This is a genomic window from Amycolatopsis dendrobii (genome assembly GCF_014145675.1).
Taxonomy (GTDB): Bacteria; Actinomycetota; Actinomycetes; order Mycobacteriales; family Pseudonocardiaceae; genus Amycolatopsis; species Amycolatopsis dendrobii.
This window is the reverse complement of record NZ_JACGZW010000010.1, coordinates 384,896-406,123: the sequence shown is the minus strand read 5'-3', so window position 1 is coordinate 406,123 and position 21,228 is coordinate 384,896. Positions and strand designations below refer to the sequence as shown.

Here is a 21,228-nt window from a genome sequence, read left to right as displayed (position 1 = left end):
CTGCCGGATTTCCGGCGGCAGCGTTCGCCTCGACCTGCCGCCGCGCGGCGGCCCGAACGGCCGCAACCCGTGTGCCGATCAGCCTTCCCGATTCCGGCCGTCGGCCGAGGGCAGCCTGCGGCTTTCACTCGATTCCACGGCCGTCCTTCGCAATCGGGGGTCCCACAGACCGGTGAGGTTGACCCGGTTGCTCTGTTGAAGGCTGATTCGTTCGAGCAGCCTGGGCGGCAGGTTCTCGAGGCGGACACGGAAGGAAACGATTGATGACTTTGAGGCGTGCTGCTGCCTTCACAGCAGTCCTTGCGCTCGGCGCAGCGACGGTGGTCACGGGGACGGCCAGCGCCGCCGCGACCGGGCAGGCCGCGGCCCGGTGCCCCTCCGGCGCCTTCTGTGTCTGGACCCAAGCGAACTTCGCGGGTGAGCGATTCGTGTTCACCGGAGACGACCACGAGTGGGAAGCCGGCCTCGCCAAGCACGATGCCTCGTGGGTCAACCACGCACACTCCGGCCCAGGCGCGAAAGACCATGTCAAAGTGTTCGCCGGGGACAACCTCACCGGCCGCACCACGATCTGCCTCGCACCCGGTCAGGCGGTCTCCATGAACAAGGAAGCCAGCCACCGGGGAAGCTCCCACACGTTCACGACGGATTGCTGAGCACCACACCGACCGGCCCGCCCAGCAGTCCCGCTGAAAGGGCGGGCCGCGGCGGTGTTCAGCGTCTTCCGGTTCAGTGAAACCGGGCCGCGAAGTGCGGCACAGACCGGTGCCAGCGGTCGAGGGCAGCGCAGTCCCGCCCCGCGCCACCGTGACTGTCCCCGATTTCCCTTGCCTGCCAGGGCCGCCGACCTCTAGCCCAGCCGCGCAAAAACGGACGCCAGCGACCCATTCGCGATCGCCGACACCGCCCGATCGCTGCCGCACACGCTGCGCCAGGTCGATCTCGGCGACGACGCGCTGGCCGAACTCGAGGTGCGCGCGGGGTTCGACGACGACCTCTACGCCGAGGCAACCCGGATCAGCAACCGCATCCGCGGCGTGCTCACCGGCATCCACTCCGCCCTCACCCCGGGCCAGTCCTCGGCGGCCCCTGAACATCCTGTCCCGCTGCGGCGGACCCGGCGGAATCCGACTCGCCGGACACTCTGGCACCTCCCGGCAGTTCTTCGAAGAATGCGGACGGGAGATCGTCGGGCCGGTCAGCGCGAACACGGCGGTCGGCTCGCCGGCCGAAAATGTCCCCGACGGTGCAGAGCAGCGACCGCAGCCGCACCTGCACTGGATCGTCCAACAACCCGGCCGCGAACACTCCCGCTTGCGCGACGGACAGCGGGCCCACATCCCCTCCGCGCAACGGCCCTGTGCTGCCAGGCAAGCACCGGAGCGCACCGGTTCCCACAGGCGGTTCGCCATGTCCGGCTACGGGAGATGACCGCCGAACAGAGCTCGGCGTCGCCGTGGTCGTCCCGGCGCGAGCAGCTCGTGCGGCCCGGAGCGGGTTTCCGGTTCGCATCGGCTCACGGAGGGCCCGCACTCGGCTGTGCACAAGATTTTCTCTGCGAAGAACTCCAGCAACGTCGTCACCGTCTCGACCGGGGCCACAATGACGATCAGCTTTCACGAATCAGGTGCCTGGCAGCAGGCGGAACCAACCGACACTCGCCGGCGGATCGATGCGCTCGCAGTCGGCGCTGGCGGCTCAGCTTTGTCGAGCAGGGCTGCTCAGCACGCCGCGGAGCGCGTGCTACGCAGGGAGTTCCACCGGGCGGGGCCGGCGAGCCGCGAGGCGTGCCTCGTTCACGACGCGAGGAGCTGCTTCAGGCCGTCCTCGCTGCTGATCGGCGAACCCGGCTTGATCGTGCAGTGGTTCAGGGCCAGCTGATCGTCGACAGTGTCCGGCTGCGCGAACTCCACCTCGACGGCGACCTCCCCGTCCGGCGAGTCCGTGTTCACGTCGATCTTCATCCTCCGCAGCGACCCGTCCGGACTCAGCGTCGCGGTCATCGACGCAGTGAACTTCTCGGCCCCGGCCGGGTCGTCGCCGTTCATCCGCAGGGCCGCCGCCGGATCGAGGTCGGCGCGGACGGTGTTCCCGTCCTGGGTCAGCGTCCTGGCCGCCTTGATCAGGTCGTCCGCCTTCGACTCGTAAGTCTGCTGCCGGGTCCACGAGCGCAGCAGATCCGGGGCCACCGCGTGGGACGTCGCGACGCAGCTCGAGCCCGAAAGCCTGTAGACGGTCCTGTCGTCGCCGTAGAGAACGGCCGAGTCAGCGCCGGGTTGCTCGGCGCAGGTGGTTTTCGACATCGCGAGCGTCATCCGGGCCGGCTTCTTGAGCGCCTTGACGTTCATGCAGGCATGGGCGGTGGCGCCCGCGTCCATGCTCATCCGCACGTCAGTCGCCGGCCACCCCTGCAACAGCGCGAACGCGGTGCGCAGTTTGGCCGCAGTCGCCGAATCCGCCAGCGCACCGGGCTCGGGGCCCGAGCCGCCGCATCCCGTGACCACGACCCCGACGGCCAGCAGCACGGCCAAGGCTCGACAACCCGCTCGGACAATCATAAAACCTGCATAGTAGGCAAAGACGACTGTCCTGTCCGGCCTTTCGCCTCCGCCTCACCCGAGCTACGCGTCCAGCGTCACCGCGAGCCCCGATTCCGGCAGCCCGCCCCATAACCACAGCTGTGACGAGACGCGGGTGCAGCCGCCATCGGCCCAGACGTGGGCGACGGTGACCACGACGGCCAGCAGCAGGCCGAGGTGTCGGTGGCGATGTGCCGTTTGCGTCCGCTGGTTTTCTTGCCCGCCTCGTGACCTGCGGATCAGGCACGACATTCGGCCCGGACAACCCGCCGGGGAAGGCAGTGCCACCACGTGAAGCTCTCCCTCGCCCGGCTCTCCGCGTGGTATCCGAGCCTCGGCGAACTCGACCCCGCCGCCCGAGGGTTCGGCAACGGCGTCCACCGCCTCCCGGCACCGCGCACTTCGCCGCGGCCACGCCGCCGAGACGCCGGGGGTCGCCGGAGGAGCTGATCAGGACGAACGCCGCGTTCGCCGAGGCCGCGCGCCGCTACGCCGGCGCCGTCGCCTCCACATCGGTCAGCGCCCGGGACCGGACCTGGAACCGGACGCCTTCCGGGGCTTCCAGGGAAAATCCGTCTCCCCGGCCCGGGACCACGTCGACGGTCAGACGGGTGTGCCGCCAGTACTCGCACTGGTCGGCGCTCATCCAGAACTGGGTGTCGCCGGCGAGTTCGCCGATCAGGACGTCCGACCGGCCCACCCTGAGTTCGCTGTGCGGGTAGCACAACGCCTCGGTTCCGGTCTGCTGGACCATCAGCGGCCCGTGCCGCAGGCGCAGCCGGAGAAGCACGTCCTCGGCGGCCGGGGTGAGCCCGACCCGGACGAAAACCCCGCTCTGTCCTCCCACTTCGTCCCCTTCCTCGCTCGACGATGAGCCGTGCCGCGGCTCACTGTCCCGGGGAAAGGTTGCGGTCGGGTTGGCGAGTGGCCGGGCGGGTCACTCCCGGCGCGCGACGGCGAGCCGTCCGGCCGCGACGGCCCGGCGGGCATCGCCCGGTGCCAGCACGGCGAGCGCGTGCTCGTGGACCTCCGCGTCGTACAGCGCGCGTTCTCCGTAGGCCAGCGCGTGTTCCGGCGCGTCGCTGACCAGCACCGCCGAACGCATGGCCACCTCCAGGTGGTCGCGCCACTGCACGATTCCGGGCGCTTCCGACTGCGGCAGCAACGGACCGCGGTACAGCCGCACGGCGGTCGCGAGGTCGCGGCGCTCCAACGCCCGCAGGACGTCCACCGCATCGCAGCCGATCGGCATCGTTGACGCGTACCGCCGAGAACTCACCACGCCGCCGAGCGCGTTGCGCAGGTGCGAGGCCTCCGCGCGCACCGTCGTCGACGTCACCGGCCGGTCGCCGTAGAGCGCTTCGCGCAGGGCGTCCAGCGAGAATCCGTCCGGTTGCAGCGCCAGCAAAGTCAGGATTTCCACCTGCCGCGGACGAAGGTTCAGCGGGACCCCGTCGCGGGTCGCCGCGGCGACCCCCAGCGACGAGATCCGCAGCCCGGCGGGCGAAACCGCCGGCAGGCCGGATTCGATGGCCGACACGAGCGACCGGACCGTCGACATCGCCAGCGGATGCGACCGGTCCCAGGTGCTCGACAGATCGAGCACGCCCAGCATCCGGCCCCGCGCGTCCCGGATCGGGGCGCAGTAGCAGACCCAGCCGTGCAGGGCCGCGACCAGGTGCTCGGCGGAGAACACCGCGCTCGGCCTGCCGGTGCGCAGCGCGAGCGACAGCGCGTTGGTGCCCATGGCTGGTTCGTCCCAGCACCCGCCGGGGGCGAAGTTGACCCGCTCGGCGCGCCGGCGCATCACCCGTCCGCCGCAGGTCCACAGAATCGTGCCGGTTTCGTCGGTGACCGCGGCGATGAATCCCGCGTCGTCGGCGATCGTCCGCAGTTCGCCGGCCACGCGCAGCACCGGCGCGCGCAGCGGCGACTCGCTCCAGCGCGGCCGCACGACGCCGCCGTCCGAGACCGGCGCCCGGTCGGTGGCGGGATCGACTGTCGGCACCGACCGCATCCACGATTCGGCGACCTCCTGCCGCAGCGGGACGTCGCCCGGCAGGCGCGCGGGATCCCGCAGCCGCGGGACCACCTCCGCCCACTGCTGCTCGAGATCGAGCCTGCGCCGTCGAAGCGAACCGAGTCCGTGCATTGACATCCCGACGTCGTCGTCATCCGTGCCGGTCGTCGATCCTCCCAAGCCGCTCCCCCGTTCGCACCTGCCCGATCGGACAGGTTCCCCGGCCGCGAAGGAGGGGGCGGGCCGCGTCGGCGGGCGCTTATGCTGGAGAGCCGTCCGTCCGGCGGCGGGCGGGTTACCCTCGATCCGGCATGAAGGTTCCTCACCAGCACGGGAGGTCCCGGTGCTCCGACTGGCGGAAGGCCGTGCGATCACCATGGAACACGGGACGGGCCGGCGCCGGTACTCCGCCGAGGCCCCGGCGGAGCTGACCGGCCCGCAGGTCGTCGGTGCGCACACGCCGCCCGAACCGGCCCGGGTGGCGAAGTTCCACGCGCCCGAAATCGTCTTCGGCCCGGGTTCGCTGGCCGAACTCGGGCATTGCACGCTGCGGGTCGGGGCGCGCCGGCCGTTCCTGGTCACCGACCCCGGGCTGATCGAGGCGGGCTGGGTCGACGAGGCGGTCGGGCACCTGCGGATGGCCGGGCTGCACCCGGTGATCTGGCACGACGTCACCCCGAACCCCAAGGACCACGAGATCCAGCGCGCGTTCGAGCGCTACCTGGAAAGCGGCAGCGACGTGATCGTCGGCCTTGGCGGCGGGTCCTGCATCGACGCGGCGAAGGGCGTGGCGATCCTGTCCGGCAACGGCGGCCGGATCCTCGGCTACGAGGGCGTCGACAAGGTCGTGCACCCGATCCCGCCCACCGTCATGGTCCCGTCCACTTCGGGCACCGGCGCGGACGTCTCCCAGTTCGCCGTCGTCACCGACACCAGCCAGCACATCAAGATCACCATCATCAGCCGGACGCTGGTGCCGGAGATCTCGGTGATCGACCCGCGGCTGCTCACCACGATGCCGGAGCTGCTCAACGCGGCGACCGGCCTCGACGCGCTGACCCACGGCATCGAGGCGTTCGTCTCCAAAGCGCACAACCCGCTGACCGACAACCACGCGCTGCAGGCGGTCGGCCTGATCACCCGCAACCTCCTGCGCACCCAGCTCAAACCGCGCGAGGCGGAGGCGCGGATGGCGATGGCGCAAGGCTCGCTCGAGGCCGGGATGGCCTTCACCAACGCGATCCTCGGCGCCACCCACGCGATGAGCCACCAGGTCGGCGGGCTGCTCGACGCGCCGCACGGGGTGGTCAACGGGGTGCTGCTGCCGCACGTCATCCGGTTCAACGCCGCCGAGGAGCCGCACCGGTTCGTCCCGCTCGCCGCGGCCGCGGGCATCGACACCGCCGGGTTGTCCGCGCTGGAGGCCGCGCACCGGCTCGCCGACCGCGCCCGCGAACTCGCCGATCAGGTCGGCGTGCCGCGCGGCCTGGCCGGGCTCGGCGTCACCGAGGACAAGGTCGCCACGCTCGCGCGCACCACGATGAAGGACGCGTGCCTCGCGACCAATCCGCGGCAGGCGCGGGCGGAAGACATCGAGGCGCTGTTCCGGGCGGCGCTGTGAGCGAACCGGGTCCCGACCGCACCGACGCCGACCTGGGCGTGCTCACCGGCGTGCGCTCCGGCAAACGGTCGTTCTACCCGGAATACGTCCGCTCGACCGAACGGGTCTCCCGGGCGGTCGAGGCGCTCGACGGCATCTCCCGTGCGCTGGTGCGCACCGCGGAAGGGCCGCGCGCGCTCGTCGAGGCCGTGCTCCGCGCGGCGTCCGAGCACCTGCAGGCGGACTGGCTGCTGCTGGCGGTCGCGGACGGGGCGTTGCGCGCCGCGCGCCCGAGGTTCGTGCTGAACGTCGGCGGGAGGATCGTCGACGACCGGGCCGACGTGCCGGGCGAGGTCCTCGAACACCTCGACGTCCTGCGCACCCGGCCGTGGGAACTCGACGCCTGGCCGCATCGCGACGGTTTGGTGCGCGCGACGATGACGCTGGACGACGAACCGGTCGGCGGGATCGTCGCGAAACCCGCACCCGGGCTGGAGGTCGCCTCCACCGACCTCGCCATCCTGCGGGTACTGGGCAATCAGGCGGCGGTCGCGCTGCACAACTCGTTCCTCTTCCACGCGGCCGCGCAGTTGCGCGGACGCACCGAGCGATTGTCCGAGGCCGCCGAACGCCAGGCCCGCGACCTCGCCGCACGCAGCGCCGAACTGGCGCAGACCCAGGAACGCCTCGTCGAGGTGATGCAGCGGCAGGTCCTCGACGACGAACGGCACCGGATCGCCCGCGAACTGCACGACAGCGTGGCGCAGTCCGTGCTGGGCGCGGGGATGACCATCGAGCTGTGCCGGGCCGAACTCGCCGCGATGGGCGGCCCGGCCGCGCGGATCGCCGACCAGCTCGCCCCGGCCAAGGACCTGACCAGGCAGGCGATCGAACGGCTGCGCGCCTCGATCTACGCGCTGCACCACTCTTCCGCCGAAACGCCCGGCCCGCTGCCGGTCCTGCTCGAGCGTCTGTCCACTGTGCACGGCCTGGGCGAACTGTCGGTCCAGGTGCGGGTCGCGGGCAGCCCGGTGGCGCTGCCGCCGCAGGCGGAACAGTCCATCGTGCGGATGGCGGGCGAAGCGCTGTTCAACGCGGCCGCCCACGGGAAAGCCCGGCGCGCCCTGGTGCGCCTGCAGTACCGGCCGGACGGCTCGGCCGTGGTGATCAGCGTGTCGGACGACGGCGACGGCGATCCCGCGCAGATCCGCCGCGCGCTGCGGCTGACGAAGGCGGCAGACCTGTCCGGCCGCCATCGCGGCCTGGCGAACATGCTGGCCAGAGCGGAGGAACTCGCCGGGGAGCTGACCATCCGCCGGTCCCGGATGGGCGGGATCCGCCTGCAGGTCCGGATTCCGCTCCCGGTGCCGGCCGAATGGGAGGCATCCGATGACGGCTGAGCGCCCCGCACCCGCCGCGGTCCGCATCGTGCTCGTGGACGACCACGCCATCGTCCGCCAGGGCCTGCGGTCCCTGCTGGAACGCGAAACCGATCTGCAAGTCGTCGGCGAGGCGGGGTCGGCGGACGAGGCGCTCGCCGTGATCGAGGCCGCCCGGCCGTCGATCGTCCTGCTGGACCTCAAGCTGTCGACCGGCGCGGACACCGAAGGGCTGGATCTGTGCGCCCGGCTCACCGAGCGCTACCCGGACCTGGGCGTGCTCGTGCTGACCACGTTCCTCGACGACGCCCTGGTAGTCGACGTGATCCAGCACGGCGCACGCGGGTACGTGGTCAAGGACGTCGACACCACCGAGCTGCTGCGCTCGATCCGCGCGGTCGCGCGCAACGAAAGCGCGTTCGACTCGCGGTCCGCGGCGGCGATGGTCCGCTCCATGCGGGTGGCGCGGGAACGTCCGTCGTTCACCGAGCGGGAGCTGAACGTGCTGCGGCTGCTCGCGAACGGCCTGAGCAACCGGGTCATCGGCGGGAAGCTGTACATCTCGGAGACGACGGTGAAGTTCCACGTCCGCAACATCATGCGCAAGCTGGACGCCAGCAGCCGGGCCGAAGCCGTCTATGAGGCCAGCAAAGCCGGCGTGATCTGAGACGGCCGGTCCGCCGCGGACGATACCCACGCGACGGACCGGCCAGACCGGGTTCAGCCGACCAGCGGGCGGCCCAGCGGGAGCCCCTTTCCTCCGGTAGCCAGCGAGGCGACGTGGAAGAACAGGTAGACGCCGACCGCGACGAACGCGAACACCCCGATGCCGCCCGCCGTCTGCAGCGTCGCGGAGCCCTGTGCTGTCGCCGTCAGAACCAGGGCGAGCGCGACATCGACGAGCACGAACAGCGCGGTGAACGCCAACGGCAACCGCAGCGTGACGAGCGTGAGCAGAACGATGGTGACCAGCCACGAGATCAGGAAAAGCTCCTGGGTCGGCACCGCCTCGGCGGCCGGGACCGCGAACCAGTTGTGCAGCAAGCCGAACACCAGCACCGCGTAGCTGAGCCAGAATCCGGCGAAGACGCCGAAAATGCACGCGACGGCGCTCTGCCCGAGCGCCGCCGCCCACACCGCGGACACCAGCTGGCCGATCCCGGTGGCGACGAGGATGATCGCCAGCGGCGCGCCGACCGCGGCGGCCGGGACGAAACCGACCAGGGCGAGCCCCAGCGCGATCGACCCGACGAGGAAGGTCGGCACGCCGATCAGGGCGGGATCGCCGCCGAGCGGGCCGGACGCCGGGTCCGGTTCCGGCGCCGCGTGCGAGACGGGAACTTCGATTTCCGCTGCAGTCATCACTTCCTCCTTCGGTCGCCGCGCACCGCCTGCGCGGCAGTCAGCGGGGATGCAGGACCAGCCATCCGCCGTGGTGTTCGTGCACGGAGAACCGCCGGCCCGACCGTGCGCCGAGCCGGCGCAGCGCGGGCAGGTCGAACACCCGGACATGGCCGTACGCCTCGGCGGGCTCGTCCTCGAACGGCACCGCGATCACGACTGGACCGCGTGCCAGCCGCGTCGCCTCGCGCACCACTTCCTCCCCCGCGTCGGCGTCGAGGTGTTCCAGCAGGTGCAGCAGCGTCACGGTGTCGACCGACGAGTCCGGCAACGGCATCCGGGCGGCATCGCACACGAATGTCTCGAGCGGGTGTCCCCGACGCGCCGCGACCGCGTCCAGCAGGTGCATAGCGCCGGCGGACACATCCGAGGCGACGACCTCGTTGCGGCCGCGCTCGGTCAGCAGGAGCGCGAAGAACCCGAAGCAGGACCCCAGATCCAGCACTCGCCCGGGCGGGGTGAGGCGCAGCGCGTGCTCGTACACCGGGGCGAACCCCGCGATGACCGAGCGCGGGGGGAGGTCGGCCGCTCCCCCGCGCAGGCAGTGCCGGATCCGGCCGAGCGTGTTGTCGTAGAAGCACAGCCACGCTCGCATCGGATCATCCACAGTGGACTTCACGAGCCCGGTGAAGGCGTGCTCGAAGACCTCGGCCCCGGAAAGCCAGCCGGGCGTGAACAACTCGTCGGCCAGCAGGCCGGCCAGGTCGTTGTCGAGCTGGTCCGGGCGCAGCCGGTGCCGCAGCTCCACGCGGCGTCCGTCCTTGTGCAGGCTGAAATGCCGGCTCCGCACCAAAGGTTCGCGCGCGTCCCCGACGCCGGTTTCGCGGACGACGGTGAGCAAGCGGGCGAAGTACGCGCCGGCGGGGGCGGGCGCCAACGGGTCGAGGCAGCGCGGTGCGGCGACCGGTGCGGTGCTCGTCATGCCAGCACCTCCTCGGCCAGCCGGAAGGCGGCCCGGTCCAGCCCGGCCAAGTCCGCCACGACCTGCACGTCGTCGCAGAACTCCGCGTACGCGGGCAGATCGCAGCCGCCGAGCCGCCACGAGTAGCGGGGTTCCGGCGTCAGCCAGAGGGTCTGGCGCACCCGGCGGGTGATGTCCTCGAACACTTCGAGCTTCGGATCGTTGCCGTTGCCGCGGCCGTCGCCGAGGATCAGCAGCGTCGTGCGCCGGTTCAGCGCCGCGCCGTGCTCCTCCGCCAGCTGCTCGAACGCCTGCCCGTAGTCGGAATTCGCGTCGACGTCGAGCAGGCCGCCCGCGGGCAGGCCGTCGAAGACCAGGCCGAGCGCGCGCTCCAGCGGATGTTCCTGGAACAGCTCGGTGATCTCGACCGGCTCGTCGACGAACGCGAACGTGCGCACCTGCCCGAACAACGACTGCAGGCCGTGCACCAGATGCAGGGTGAACCGCGCGGTCGCGCGCACCGACAGCGAGACGTCCGCCAGTACGACCAGCCGCGGCTTGTCCTCGGCCCGCGTGACCGTCACCGGGCGGAACGGCACGCCGTCGTAGCGCATGTTCCGTCGCATCGTGCGGGCCGGGTGCACGCGGCCGCGCAAGGTGTTGCGCTTGCGGCTGGTCAACGCGCCGCGCAGAGTGTGCGCCAAGCGCCGCAACGACTCCTCCAGTTGCGCGCGCTCACGCTCGTCGACCCGTTCGGCCCGGGCCGCCTCCGCCACGCGGGTCTCCATCGCGGTCTCGGCGAGTTCGGCCAGCTTCTCCAGGTGCCGCCGCAGCAGTTCCGGCAGGTTCTCCAGTACGCCGGCCAGTGCCGGCGGCACCTGCTCGTCTCGGTCCTCATTGTCGTTCAGCCAGCCGAGGAGCGCGCTCTCCTGCGCCACGGTCAGCTCGACATCGAGCCTGCGTCCCGTCGCGGGCGCGAGTTGGCCCGGCACCCCGGCATTGTGCAGCGAGGACGTCTCCAGCTGCACGCTCGGCGCGGCCGTCCCGCCGGTCGCGCTGTCCTTCGACAACACGATCTCGTCGGTCATCGCGGCCAGGTCGATCTTGTTGGCTTCCTGGTGGAGGTTGTACTGCTGAGCCAGGTCCTGCTGGTCGAAATAGTCGCGGATGTCGGCCGGTTTGCCGTGGCTGTGCCCCTGTTCGGGCGTTTCGGACGGCTCCGGCGAGACGGTGAAGGTCTCGAGTTCTCCGGTGTCGGCCAGGTCGTCGTGGCCGTGCCCGTGCCCCGTTTCCTCTCGCAGCCGCTCGATCTCCCGCAACGAGAAGTAGGCGTCGAAGGCCTCCTCGAACAACTCGTCGTCGCGCTGGTCCTTGACCAGCGTCATGCGCAACGCTTCCCGCAGCGTGCCGCGTTCGTCGAGCACGCCGTCCTGTGCCGCCGCGCGCATCGCGTCCGTCGCCTCCGAAACGGACATGCGCAGGCCGAACAAGCGCAGCAGGCGCACGAACCGGTGCAGACTGGTCTCCATCGCCGCCGCCTCAGACCGGACGGCGGCGAGTGAACGCTTCGAACGCCCGACTGCCTTGCCCGGAGCCGGTGCGCTGCGCGGGCCCCGAGCCCGGCGCACCGTAGTAGTTCTCGTCGTGCCTGCCGGGCAGATCCTTGGCCTGCCGCGCCGCCCGCCCGCCGTCGTCCTCGTGGTGCGCATGGCCGTCGTGGTCATGGCCGTGTCCATGCCCGTGGCCGTGGCCGTGGCTGTGCGGGAGTTCGGCGGGCAGTTCGCGGTTCGGGTCGATGAGATCCGGCAGCACCCGCAGCGCCCGGCCGAGGTCGCGTTCGTACTTCAGCACCACGTTCGCGGTCTCCGCGAGGATCTCCGGCGACAGCTCCTCGACGCCGAGGACCGCGAGGGTGCGCGCCCAGTCGACGGTCTCGGAGATGCTCGGGCTCTTGCGCAGCCGCAACTCCCGCAGCTTCCGCACCACGTCGACAAGCGTGTGCGCGGCCGCGTCGGAGAGTCCGGTTTTCTTCGACCGCAGGATCTCCAGTTCGCGTCCGGCATCCGGGTAGTCGAGGAACAGGTGCAGGCAGCGCCGCTTCAACGCGGCGGAAAGGTCGCGCGTGTTGTTCGACGTGAGCACTACGAGCGGCGGGACTTTCGCGGTGTACGTGCCGATCTCCGGCACCGAAACCTGGTACTCCGCAAGGCATTCCAGCAGCACCGCTTCAAGCGCTTCGTCCGCCCGGTCCACTTCGTCGATCAGCAGCACCGCGGGCTCTTCCCCGCGTACAGCGTCCAGCAGCGGGCGCGGAGCGAGGAAGTGGTCGGAGAAGAACACGCTGTCCTGGGCGTCGATGCGTTCGACCGCGCTGGCCAGGTCCGGCGCGTCGGCGATCACGTCGCCGATTTTTTCGCGCAGCATCTGGATGTAGAGCAGTTGCTTGCCGTAGTCCCACTCGTACAAGGCCTTCGTCTCGTCCTGGCCCTCGTAGCACTGCAGGCGCAGCAACCGGCGGCCGGTGACCTCCGCCAGCGTCTTGGCCAGCTCGGTCTTGCCGACCCCGGCCGGCCCCTCCAGCAGCACCGGTTTGTCCAGGGTGCACATGAGGTAGACCGTGGTCGCGAGACGGCGGCCGGCGATGTAGCCGGCGCCGGCGAAGCGGTCGACGACCTCGTCGATCGAGCCGAACGGAGCGGGGTCGGGGAATGCGGTGGACACGTCGCCTCCGGTAGGTCGGTGCCGGGAAGCGCGGCGGGGCCTCCCCGGCCCCGCCGCGCGGGATCAGCCGAGCAGGTCGTCGAGGTCGCCGTTGAGGCAGTGGTCGACCACCGGTCGGACCGTGTCGAACGTGCACTCCTTGGCGTTGCCCGGCGTGCAGGCGTCGCCGAGGACGTGGTTGGTGATGCGGTCTGCGTCCGCGTCGTCGCCCTTGATCGTCTTCGCTCGCTCGTAGTACTTGGTCGGGCCCTGGCCGAGCCGGTTCTTCGAGTAGGAATCAGCGGTGACATCGGTGAACTTCTCCGGAATGCCGACGTCGCGCAGCAGCCGGACGGCCGCGGCCAGCGCCGCGTCCGCAGCCTGCACATCGGTCTTGCCGTAGGTGTCGACGCCGAGCGCCTCGGCGATGTCCGCGAACCGCTTGTACGCCGCCGGCATGTTGAACGCCCACACGCGAGGCAGCGCGATCGCGTTGTTGAGGCCGTGGTGGGTGTCGTAGAACGCGCTCACCGCATGCGAGATCGAGTGGATGATGCCCAGCCCGCCGGAGTTGAACGCTTGGGCGGCGATGTACTGGGCGTACATCATGCCCTCGCGCCCGGCCAGGTCCTGGCCGTTCCACACCGCGGCGCGCAGGTTCTGCCCGGTCAGTTTGATCGCGTGCAGCGCGTTGCCCAGCGACGGCTCGAAATTCAGCCGGGACACGTACGGCTCCGAAGCGTGCGCCAGCACGTCGAACCCGCACTGCGCGGTGTAGTCGATCGGGCAGTCGTAGTAGAGCACCGGATCGTCGATCGCCAGCGTGGTCACCGACGCGTCGTCGAACGCCACGTACTTGTGCGGGTTCTCCGGGTCGGTCGTGGTGTCGGTGATGACGTACGCCCACGATGTCTCGGAGCCGGTGCCCGCGGTGGTGGAAACCGCGATGTGCGGCGGGTTCTTCGGGTTCTCCGACTTGTTGAAGCCCTCGAACTCGTTGACGTTGCGGCCGTCGTGCGCCACCGAGATGCGCGCGCCCTTGCAGGCGTCGTGCGAGGAGCCGCCGCCGATCGAGACGAACGAATCGCACTTGTTCTCCTGGTACAGCGTCACGGCGTCCATGACGTTGTAGTCCTTGGGATTGGACTCCACCTGGTCGTACACGACGACCTCGAGACCGTGGTACTTCATCGACTCCACGATCTTGTGCACGATGTCCGTCCCGCGCAGGCCGGAAGTCATGACCAGCACCTTCTTGAAACCCATCTTGAGGGCTTCCGGCCCGATCAGCTCGTGCGAGCCGGGGCCGAGCAGCGCCCGCGGGAACGGGTGGAACTCCTTGATGGGGAACGGTTTCAACAGCTCGTCGACCTGCATGATGGCCCTGGTCCTCTCCGCACGCCCGAGACGTGCGTGCTGCGGCGGCTGCTCCGGGACCGGCGGCGGAAGCGGCCGGCGGAGCACGGACAACCGGAAAGCTAGGCACCGCAGCCGGTTCCGGGAACCCGGCGCGGGCCGATCCCGACCGACCGGCGCCCCGGCTCCGCACGATCGGACGGGACAACCCTGTCCGATCGGTCAGGTCGCGCGGCCCTCCCGCGCGAAATCCGGGCGGCGGCGGCCTGATCCGCCGTCCCCGGGCTCGCCCCCAGCGGATACCGCAGGCACCCGGCGACCGCACCTGCCCACCCGGACAGGCAAGGCGCGACCGGTCGCACGGCGAACGGCCGCGCTGCGCGGACCTACGGTCGGATCGAACTGCCGCGGTCCGGCACCGCGCAGTCGTCGCCGTTGCCAGTCCCCTGATCGAGGTGGTCATCGATGAGCTCGGCCCAGCGTCCGCGGCTGTCGCGTCGCGAGTGGACACACGTCGGCGGGATGGCCGCTTTCATCGCCCTGCTGCACCTCGTGGGCTGGGGGGTGCTTCTGCTGGTCGTGGTCCCCGGCCATTACCGGCTCGGCGCGGGCGTGTTCGGCGTCGGCACCGGCGTGACCGCCTACGTGCTCGGGCTGCGGCACGCGTTCGACGCCGACCACATCGCCGCGATCGACAACACCACCCGCAAGCTGATCGCCGAGGGCAAGCGTCCGCTGTCGGTGGGGTTCTGGTTCTCGCTCGGGCATTCCACGGTGGTGGTCGTCCTGACCCTGCTGATCGCCTCCGGGGTCCGGGCCCTGGGAATCGAGCTGACCGACGGCGATTCCCCGCTGCGGCAGTACGGCGGGCTGGTCGGAACCCTTGTCTCAGGCGGGTTCCTGTGGCTGCTCGGCATCGTCAACCTGGTCGTGCTGACCGGCATCGTGCGGGTCTTCCGCCGGATGCGCCGCGGCGAGCACGACGAGCACGCGCTGGACACCCACCTCGAAAATCGCGGCTTCCTCAACCGGATCCTCCGCCGGACGATGCGCGCGGTTTCCCGGCCCTGGCAGATCTACCCGATCGGCGTGCTGTTCGGGCTCGGCTTCGACACCGTCAGCGAGATCGCCCTGCTCGTGCTGGCCGGCACCAGCGTCGGGGCGGGCCTCCCCTGGTACGCGGTCATGTGCCTGCCGGTCCTGTTCGCCGCGGGCATGTCACTGCTCGACACGATCGACGGGTCGTTCATGAACCTCGCATACGGGTGGGCGCTGTCCCAGCCGCTGCGGAAGGTCTACTACAACCTCACGCTGACCGGCCTGTCCGTGGCCGCGGCCTTGCTCATCGGCACGGTCGAGCTTCTCTCCGTCCTCGCCGGCAAACTGGGCTTCACCGGCGGGCTGTGGGACTGGGTGACCGGACTCGACGTCAACCGGCTGGGGTTCGGCATCGCCGGACTGTTCGCTGGCGGCTGGCTGTGCGCGATCGGGGTGTGGAAACTCGGCCGTCTCGAGGACAAATGGCAGCCAGCCCCCGAGACCGGCCGCGGATCGGTTCCCGCCGAGCAGGCGTCGCGGGCCGAGGCCATCGCTTGCCGAAACCGGCGGTGAGACCGACCCTCCGCTGATCTGGGCTTTGCTCCCCGCTTGAGGCCCGCTTGTTCCTCAATCGCCCCGTGGACTCAGACGAGCCTCGAACCTTCGACGAACGTGCACTGTGGACAACGGAACAGTCGATCGCCACCTGCCTCCAAGTTCACGTCGTCGACGGCGTCCGAGCAAGCGCGGCGGCAAGCGCTCGTGCCGGAGGTCCGTCGCGGTCAGCCTCGCAAGGTCAGCAGGCGCCGGGGCGGGTGGTAGTCGTACTGGTAGCCGGGGTCGCGGAAGCCCAGGCACAGCGCGAACGGCCTGTCGCCGAATTCCCGTTGAAGGGATCGCCAGTTGCGGGCAAGGTATTCAGTCGCCGCCCACGTCGTGTCTCCTCGACGTCCCAGGCAAAACACCACGGTCGTGCCGCGCGCGGTGTCGTGCACTTTCTCGACGACCGCGAGGTCCAGGGAATCCGACGTGACCAGCTGGCCGAGGTCCGCTCCGTTGAGCACCTCAACGTACTTCGCTTCCTGCGACAACTGCTCGTCGCCTGCGTCCGAGTGTTCGCTGGAAATTCTGAGGCTTACCAGATTCTCCTGCAGATACAGCCTCCGGATGCTGTTGCGGGCAGCGGCGCCGACGACGATGAGGTTGCCGCTGAGACCGGAGAAGTGCCTGGGGTCGTCGCTCGACGAGGGGCTCACCTCAGTGCGGAAGTCGTACCGGTGACGTCCCAGGTAAATCGCGTCGACCAGACCGCGGACCAGATCCGGCAGCCGGAACGACGCCGAGCCGAACAGGCGCGTAATCGCCTCGGATGCGCGCAGTTCATGCAAGGAAATCGAATAGCCGCGGGGACGGGAGCTTTCCGCGGCGGTCCACAGGTTCGACAGGCAGACGATCAATTGCTGATTCGTCCGCAAGCCGAAGAAGCCCCGGAAGCGCCGCTGCGCGACACGGGCCATCGCTGCGACCGCGAGACCTAAGCCGAGCCAGAAAACGACGTTCGCGATGACGTTGGTAGCGATCTCCAGCAGCATCCGAACAGCATCACCGCCGCGCCGACCCCGCCCCCGGCCAGTGACCCAATCGTTAACCCGCGCGCGCCACAACCCGAGCTGTGCACGCGGCTCGTCGAGGTCTGCACCGCTTGCCGCCGGCGCCCTGTTACACCTCGGCTTCGGCCGTCGAGCGTTCAAGCCGACAACCTGGCCTCTTGAGCAGTTGCTCAAATCTTGTCTATGCTCTGATTTGAGCAACTGCTCAAAGCGGGCTGGCGGTCGTGTGCACGACCGGAGCGGGGGTAGCAATGACCAGCGTCCGTCCCGATCCCGGTTGGGCACACCGCCGTGATCGTTGGTACGCGGCGATTACCCGGGTGCTGGCGGCAGCGCTGCTGCCGGTGGCGTTCGTGCTCACGCCGCGCCGGGCTCGGCGCACGGCCTGCCAATGGGCCCTGGCGGTGCGTTTTCCCGCCGAGGACCTCGCCGGCCTGACACCGGCGACCCGTGCCGCGTTCATCGCAGCGCGCACGCAGGCGTTATGGCGAGACGGCGAACTCATCGGGCTCACCTCGGGACACCGGGATGCCGGGGAGCAGGAACGCTTGTTCGCCGCGGAAGTCCGCCGGAGCGGGTCGACGGCGGCGGCCCGGCGGCGGGCGCTGCCGCCGCACGAGTCCCGGCACGTCGCGGGGACCGCCCTGGACGTACGACCTTTCGAAGGCGCGCGCTGGCTGGAGCGGCACGGCGCGCGCTATCACCTGTATCGGGTGTACGACAACGAGTGGTGGCATTTCGAGCACTGGCCCGACGGCCGGCCGGAACGGCTTCCTCATCCGGGTGCTCTCAACCACAGGCTGCCGCGGCCTCTACGGTGATGCTGTGGCCGACACGCGACAACGCCTGATCGACGGCGCGATCGAGACGATCCGCACCCACGGCCTGGGCGGCACCACGGCACGGAGCATCGCCGCCACCGCCGGGGTCAACCAGGCGCTGGTCTTCTACCACTTCGGCACCGTCCACGACCTGCTGCAGGCCGCGTGCCTCACCGCGACCCAGGCCCGGGTCGCACCGTTCGCCGAACGCCTCGACCAGGTCGCCGACCTGCGGCAGCTTCTCGCGCTCGGCCGCGCCCTGCATGCCGACGAACGTGCCCAGGGCAACGTCACGGTGCTCGCCCAGATGCTCGCCGGCGCCCAAGCCGACCCCGAACTCGCCGAAACCACCGCGACGGCCCTGCAACTGTGGATCACCCCGATCGAGCACGCCCTGACCAGGCTGCTGGCCAGCTCGCCGGTGTCCGAGGCGATCGACACCGCGGGCCTCGCACGGGCGGTAAGCGCCGGGTTCATCGGACTGGAACTGTACGAAGGCGTCGATCCAGGAGGCAGCCAAGCAGCATTGGACGCGCTCGAGCGGCTGGCCGTGCTCATCGAGGTGGTCGACGACCTCGGACCGATCGCACTCCGCGCGCTCCGCGGCAAACTCCGCAGAACAACCAGGAAAGTGCGGTAGCGCGACCACCGCAGCTCTCCGCACATTCTGCTGACAGCTTGGTCTCGCGACCGCGGATCCAGCGGCCAAAGCCAGCCCGCCGCGGGAAAACGTCGCCGTCTTCGCTGGCCCCAAGGGCAAGATCAGGACTGCGACGCTGCTCCGCCGTCGGTCCCCGCCTGCTCCTGGCGCCTCTGGTTCAGGCCGAGTCTTCCAGGGCTTTGACGAGAAGACGAGACAGCCGGCGGAACTCCTCGGCGTCGGCCCGGCCGAACTTCTCCAGCGCCGGAGCCAGCCGGGCCTCGATCCGGACGAAGGTCTCGTCCACCAGCTGGTGCCCCTTGGCCGTGAGATGGTTGTCCACCACCCGGCCCCGGGCCGGGGAGCGCTCCACCAATCCCTCCTCTTGCAGGGTCCGGACGAGGCGGCTGACCGCCTGCGGCGTGTGGACCGCGGCGCGCGCGAGTTCCGAAGCGGAGGCACCGGGTGCCCGCTTCAGCTCCCGCAGCACCGTCCACTGCCCGAGGGTGAGCCCCAGAGGGTGGATGACCTGCTCGATCCGGTCGGCGAAATGGTGCCGGACGATCCTGGACAGCGCACCGATCTCGATCCCCTGCGGCAGCGGGTCGCCCGGGTTCTTCATGGTTGACAGCGTACCCGCCGCGTTCTACATTGAACTCAGATTCAATATAGAACTTTGATTCCATCCAAGTCGGCCACTCGACCGGGCGGTCACGCCCTGCACCGGCCGGCCCGGGGAGCCGACTCGGCTTCCGACCCTGCCCGCGTCCTCGTCCGGAGACAGACCATGTCCGCAACCGCCCAGCCGAATACGCAACAGCGAGCACTGCCCGGCCGGCTGGTCGTCCTGCTGGCCGTTTCCTGCGGGCTGACCGTGGCCAACCTCTATTACGCCCAGCCGCTCCTGGAGACGCTGCGCCGGACCTTCCAACTGCAGGACTCGACCGCCGGCCTGCTGATCACCTTGACCCAGCTCGGCTACGCCGCCGGCATGGTGTTCCTGGTCCCCCTCGGCGACCGCATCGAGAACTCCCGACTGGTCTCCGTCCTGCTCGCTGTCACGGCCCTGGCCATGGCCGCCGGCGGACTCGCCCCCGCATTCACCGTCCTGCTCGCCGCCGCGCTCGTCGCGGGCGCCGCCTCCGTCGTCGCACAGATCCTGGTCCCCTACGCCGCCGACCTCGCCCCCGATCACCTGCGCGGTGCCGTGGTGGGCAAGGTCATGAGCGGACTGCTCGCGGGGATCCTGCTCTCCCGCACCGTCGGCAGCCTGCTCGCGGATGTCGCTGGCTGGCGCGCCGTGTACCTGGTCTCCGCCGCGCTGATGGCGGTCCTGTCCCTGATCCTGCGCCGTGCGCTGCCCCGCCGGGCGCCCACCAGCACCCATTCGTACGGCGCGCTGCTGCGTTCCACCACCAGCCTGGTTGCCGTGCATCCTCGGCTGCGTCGCCGGTCCTTCTACCACGCCTGCATGTTCGCCGCCTTCAGCGCGTTCTGGACGACCATCTCTTATGTCCTGGCCGCGGCACCGTACAACTACTCCCAACTCCAGATCGGCCTGTTCGCTTTCGTCGGCGCCGCCGGCGCGCTCGTCGCACCTCTCGCGGGCCGCCTCGCCGACCGAGGGCTCGCCCACGGGCTCACTCCCGTGGCCTGCCTGCTCGCCTCAGCCGCTCTCGCCTGGGCCGGCCTGACTGCTCACCAGATCGTCGCTCTCGCCGCCGCCGCAGTCCTCCTGGACTGCGCCGTGCAGTGCTCCCTGATCTTCGGACAGCACATCATCTACCAACTCGACGCAGCCGCCCGCGCTCGAATCACCAGCGTCTACCTCGCCACTTTCTTCATCGGCGGCGCCATCGGCTCCCAACTCGGCACCCTCGCCTACCACTGGGGCGACTGGCATGCGGTCACCCTCACCGCGGCGGCCTTCCCCGCCTTCGCCGCGCTCGCCTGGACCACCGACCGCACCCACACCGGCAGGAAACGCCGGGCGGCGGACACCGCGTGAACGCAGCCGTCAATTTATCCGCCGATGCCGGGGCGCGATGGCAGCGGAGCCGAAGAGGCGACCGGAAATGGCACGGGTGCCACCTCGAGAAAACCAGACACGAGGAACGTAGCCGGCAACCGACAGACCGCCGGAAATCTCCACGCCGCCCCCCCTGAGTCTTGCCAGCCTTATTCCACAGCTGATCTTTTCTGCCCCAGCAGACCACGCCGCAGGGCCACGCTCCCCCTGACCGGGGCCGTACTTCCCGCAGCGAGACAGACTGTCCTCAATCCGCTCGACGACGCACTCCGAAATGGCCTGCCGACGCCTGACCCTCGCTCGGAGCGATTCCGGAATCACGGTCGCACGTCACCACAAATCGCATAATTCGGCTGGTTTTCACGTTTCGGTCATCGTTCGCGTGAAACGGGTGCAATCGCGCGGAGCGACCTACTTCCCGTACCAGGTTCCGCCGGAATCCTCATTTCCCACCGCACTGGCGCACAGAATTTTTCCGCGCGAACCAGCTGACCACCGAAAGGAACACCGAGATGAGCACCAGTTCGTCCGCCCCCGTGCGCGAGGGCGGCTCGCTGCACGCCCGCGCGCAGTTCAGCGGGTCAACAACACCTCCAGCGAAGTCCGCACCACGGTGACCGCTCCTGGGCCGAGGTCGGAGAACCTGTATGTGCACCAGGCCGCGGCTTCCGGCTGTCGCTGTGCCAGCCCGTAACTTCTTCGGCATTCCGCGAGCAACCGGAACTGAGAGCAGCGTCAGCGACCGTGGTCGTCGCGGACCAAACAGGCTAGCGGCGAGCCGAGTGCATGCCGCTAGCCGGCTTCGCACTGCCCGCGGCGAAGCGGAACCGGCGACCTGAATCGGCGGCGTCGGGGGAACTTCGCCGCACACCGGTCCCCGACAGCTGGACCGCGGACTGACCCGGCGGAAACAGCGCGACCGGCCGCCTCCGCGGACTGCAGCCGGTTCGCCGCGGTCGGTCAATGCCTGCCCGTCTTGGCATGCCGCACGACCACGGATGCCGCACGCCAAGACGGAGAAACCGCGGTTCCGCTGTTCTCCGGACCGCGGCAGCATCGCCGGGACTGTCCGGTACCAATTCGATCGCGGCGCTCCGCGCCACCGACCAACGGCGGTTGTCCAGTCCTGACCCGCGCTATAGGAATAGCCCGTT

Annotated in this window: 18 protein-coding genes and 1 pseudogene; 9 read left to right on the top strand and 10 right to left on the bottom strand. The window is 70.0% G+C overall.

What is annotated here, in order from left to right:
* Nucleotides 1–263 precede the first annotated feature (263 nt).
* Together H4281_RS30185 and H4281_RS30180 are read left to right on the top strand one after the other, a co-directional pair.
* Nucleotides 264–656, top strand: a complete 393-nt coding sequence (locus tag H4281_RS30185; protein ID WP_182894278.1) for a peptidase inhibitor family I36 protein — start codon at nucleotides 264–266, stop codon at nucleotides 654–656.
* A gap of 198 nt (nucleotides 657–854) precedes the next feature.
* Nucleotides 855–1,140: pseudogene (locus H4281_RS30180) on the top strand (IS110 family transposase); the annotation flags it as partial.
* Between the two features lie 656 nt (nucleotides 1,141–1,796).
* Here H4281_RS30180 and H4281_RS30175 read toward each other — a convergent pair.
* From H4281_RS30175 to H4281_RS30165, 3 genes are all read right to left on the bottom strand, one after another.
* Nucleotides 1,797–2,531 carry a hypothetical protein gene (locus tag H4281_RS30175; RefSeq protein ID WP_182894277.1) on the bottom strand — a complete coding sequence of 245 codons (735 nt, stop codon included), beginning with the start codon at nucleotides 2,529–2,531 and terminating at the stop codon, nucleotides 1,797–1,799.
* A 535-nt stretch (nucleotides 2,532–3,066) separates the two neighbouring features.
* Complete coding sequence (locus tag H4281_RS30170; RefSeq protein ID WP_182894276.1) at nucleotides 3,067–3,426, bottom strand: DUF779 domain-containing protein; 360 nt, start codon at nucleotides 3,424–3,426, stop codon at nucleotides 3,067–3,069.
* Between the two features lie 90 nt (nucleotides 3,427–3,516).
* Nucleotides 3,517–4,779 (bottom strand): GAF domain-containing protein, encoded by a 1,263-nt coding sequence (locus H4281_RS30165; protein WP_237600645.1) that lies wholly within the window; start codon nucleotides 4,777–4,779, stop codon nucleotides 3,517–3,519.
* Nucleotides 4,780–4,942: 163 nt separating this feature from the next.
* On the opposite strand from H4281_RS30165, the gene H4281_RS30160 reads away from it, so the two are divergent.
* Genes H4281_RS30160 through H4281_RS30150 form a run of 3 tightly spaced genes read left to right on the top strand, consistent with a single transcriptional unit; the run spans nucleotide 4,943 to nucleotide 8,245 of the window.
* Nucleotides 4,943–6,220, top strand: a complete 1,278-nt coding sequence (locus H4281_RS30160) for an iron-containing alcohol dehydrogenase (protein ID WP_237600646.1) — start codon at nucleotides 4,943–4,945, stop codon at nucleotides 6,218–6,220.
* The gene (locus H4281_RS30155) at nucleotides 6,217–7,599 is read left to right on the top strand and encodes a MadS family sensor histidine kinase (protein WP_182894275.1); all 1,383 of its coding nucleotides are present in this window, start codon (nucleotides 6,217–6,219) and stop codon (nucleotides 7,597–7,599) included. Before H4281_RS30160 ends, H4281_RS30155 begins: the two co-directional genes overlap by 4 nt.
* Nucleotides 7,589–8,245 carry a MadR family response regulator transcription factor gene (locus H4281_RS30150; protein ID WP_182894274.1) on the top strand — a complete coding sequence of 219 codons (657 nt, stop codon included), beginning with the start codon at nucleotides 7,589–7,591 and terminating at the stop codon, nucleotides 8,243–8,245. Before H4281_RS30155 ends, H4281_RS30150 begins: the two co-directional genes overlap by 11 nt.
* Before the next feature lie 53 nt (nucleotides 8,246–8,298).
* Here the strand turns inward: H4281_RS30150 and H4281_RS30145 are convergent, their stop codons facing one another.
* The 5 genes from H4281_RS30145 to mdo form a co-directional block, all read right to left on the bottom strand.
* On the bottom strand, nucleotides 8,299–8,940 hold the full coding sequence (locus H4281_RS30145; protein WP_182894273.1) for a GPR1/FUN34/YaaH family transporter: 642 nt from the start codon (nucleotides 8,938–8,940) through the stop codon (nucleotides 8,299–8,301).
* A 40-nt stretch (nucleotides 8,941–8,980) separates the two neighbouring features.
* Nucleotides 8,981–9,901, bottom strand: coding sequence for a mycofactocin oligosaccharide methyltransferase MftM (gene mftM / locus H4281_RS30140; protein WP_182894272.1), 921 nt, complete (start codon nucleotides 9,899–9,901; stop codon nucleotides 8,981–8,983).
* Complete coding sequence (locus H4281_RS30135) at nucleotides 9,898–11,409, bottom strand: VWA domain-containing protein (RefSeq protein ID WP_182894271.1); 1,512 nt, start codon at nucleotides 11,407–11,409, stop codon at nucleotides 9,898–9,900. Before H4281_RS30135 ends, mftM begins: the two co-directional genes overlap by 4 nt.
* A 10-nt stretch (nucleotides 11,410–11,419) precedes the next feature.
* Nucleotides 11,420–12,601 carry an AAA family ATPase gene (locus tag H4281_RS30130; RefSeq protein WP_182894270.1) on the bottom strand — a complete coding sequence of 394 codons (1,182 nt, stop codon included), beginning with the start codon at nucleotides 12,599–12,601 and terminating at the stop codon, nucleotides 11,420–11,422.
* Between the two features lie 63 nt (nucleotides 12,602–12,664).
* Entirely contained in the window at nucleotides 12,665–13,957 is a 1,293-nt protein-coding gene (gene mdo, locus H4281_RS30125) for an NDMA-dependent methanol dehydrogenase (protein WP_182894269.1), read from the bottom strand.
* Nucleotides 13,958–14,401: 444 nt separating this feature from the next.
* On the opposite strand from mdo, the gene nicT reads away from it, so the two are divergent.
* Nucleotides 14,402–15,547, top strand: coding sequence for a Nickel transporter NicT (gene nicT / locus H4281_RS30120; RefSeq protein WP_182894268.1), 1,146 nt, complete (start codon nucleotides 14,402–14,404; stop codon nucleotides 15,545–15,547).
* 209 nt (nucleotides 15,548–15,756) lie between these two features.
* On the opposite strand, the gene H4281_RS30115 is transcribed toward nicT, so the two are convergent.
* Nucleotides 15,757–16,566, bottom strand: a complete 810-nt coding sequence (locus H4281_RS30115; RefSeq protein ID WP_182894267.1) for a hypothetical protein — start codon at nucleotides 16,564–16,566, stop codon at nucleotides 15,757–15,759.
* A 269-nt stretch (nucleotides 16,567–16,835) separates the two neighbouring features.
* On the opposite strand from H4281_RS30115, the gene H4281_RS30110 reads away from it, so the two are divergent.
* Both H4281_RS30110 and H4281_RS30105 read left to right on the top strand, forming a co-directional pair.
* Complete coding sequence (locus H4281_RS30110; protein WP_182894266.1) at nucleotides 16,836–17,405, top strand: D-alanyl-D-alanine carboxypeptidase family protein; 570 nt, start codon at nucleotides 16,836–16,838, stop codon at nucleotides 17,403–17,405.
* A gap of 4 nt (nucleotides 17,406–17,409) precedes the next feature.
* The gene (locus tag H4281_RS30105; RefSeq protein WP_182894265.1) at nucleotides 17,410–18,045 is read left to right on the top strand and encodes a TetR/AcrR family transcriptional regulator; all 636 of its coding nucleotides are present in this window, start codon (nucleotides 17,410–17,412) and stop codon (nucleotides 18,043–18,045) included.
* A 178-nt stretch (nucleotides 18,046–18,223) separates the two neighbouring features.
* Here H4281_RS30105 and H4281_RS30100 read toward each other — a convergent pair whose 3' ends face one another.
* Nucleotides 18,224–18,667: a MarR family winged helix-turn-helix transcriptional regulator gene (locus H4281_RS30100; protein WP_182894264.1), complete on the bottom strand. Its 444-nt coding sequence runs from the start codon at nucleotides 18,665–18,667 to the stop codon at nucleotides 18,224–18,226.
* A 165-nt stretch (nucleotides 18,668–18,832) separates the two neighbouring features.
* Between H4281_RS30100 and H4281_RS30095 the strand changes: the two genes are divergently transcribed.
* Nucleotides 18,833–20,053 (top strand): MFS transporter, encoded by a 1,221-nt coding sequence (locus H4281_RS30095; RefSeq protein ID WP_182894263.1) that lies wholly within the window; start codon nucleotides 18,833–18,835, stop codon nucleotides 20,051–20,053.
* The last annotated feature ends 1,175 nt before the right edge of the window (nucleotides 20,054–21,228 follow it).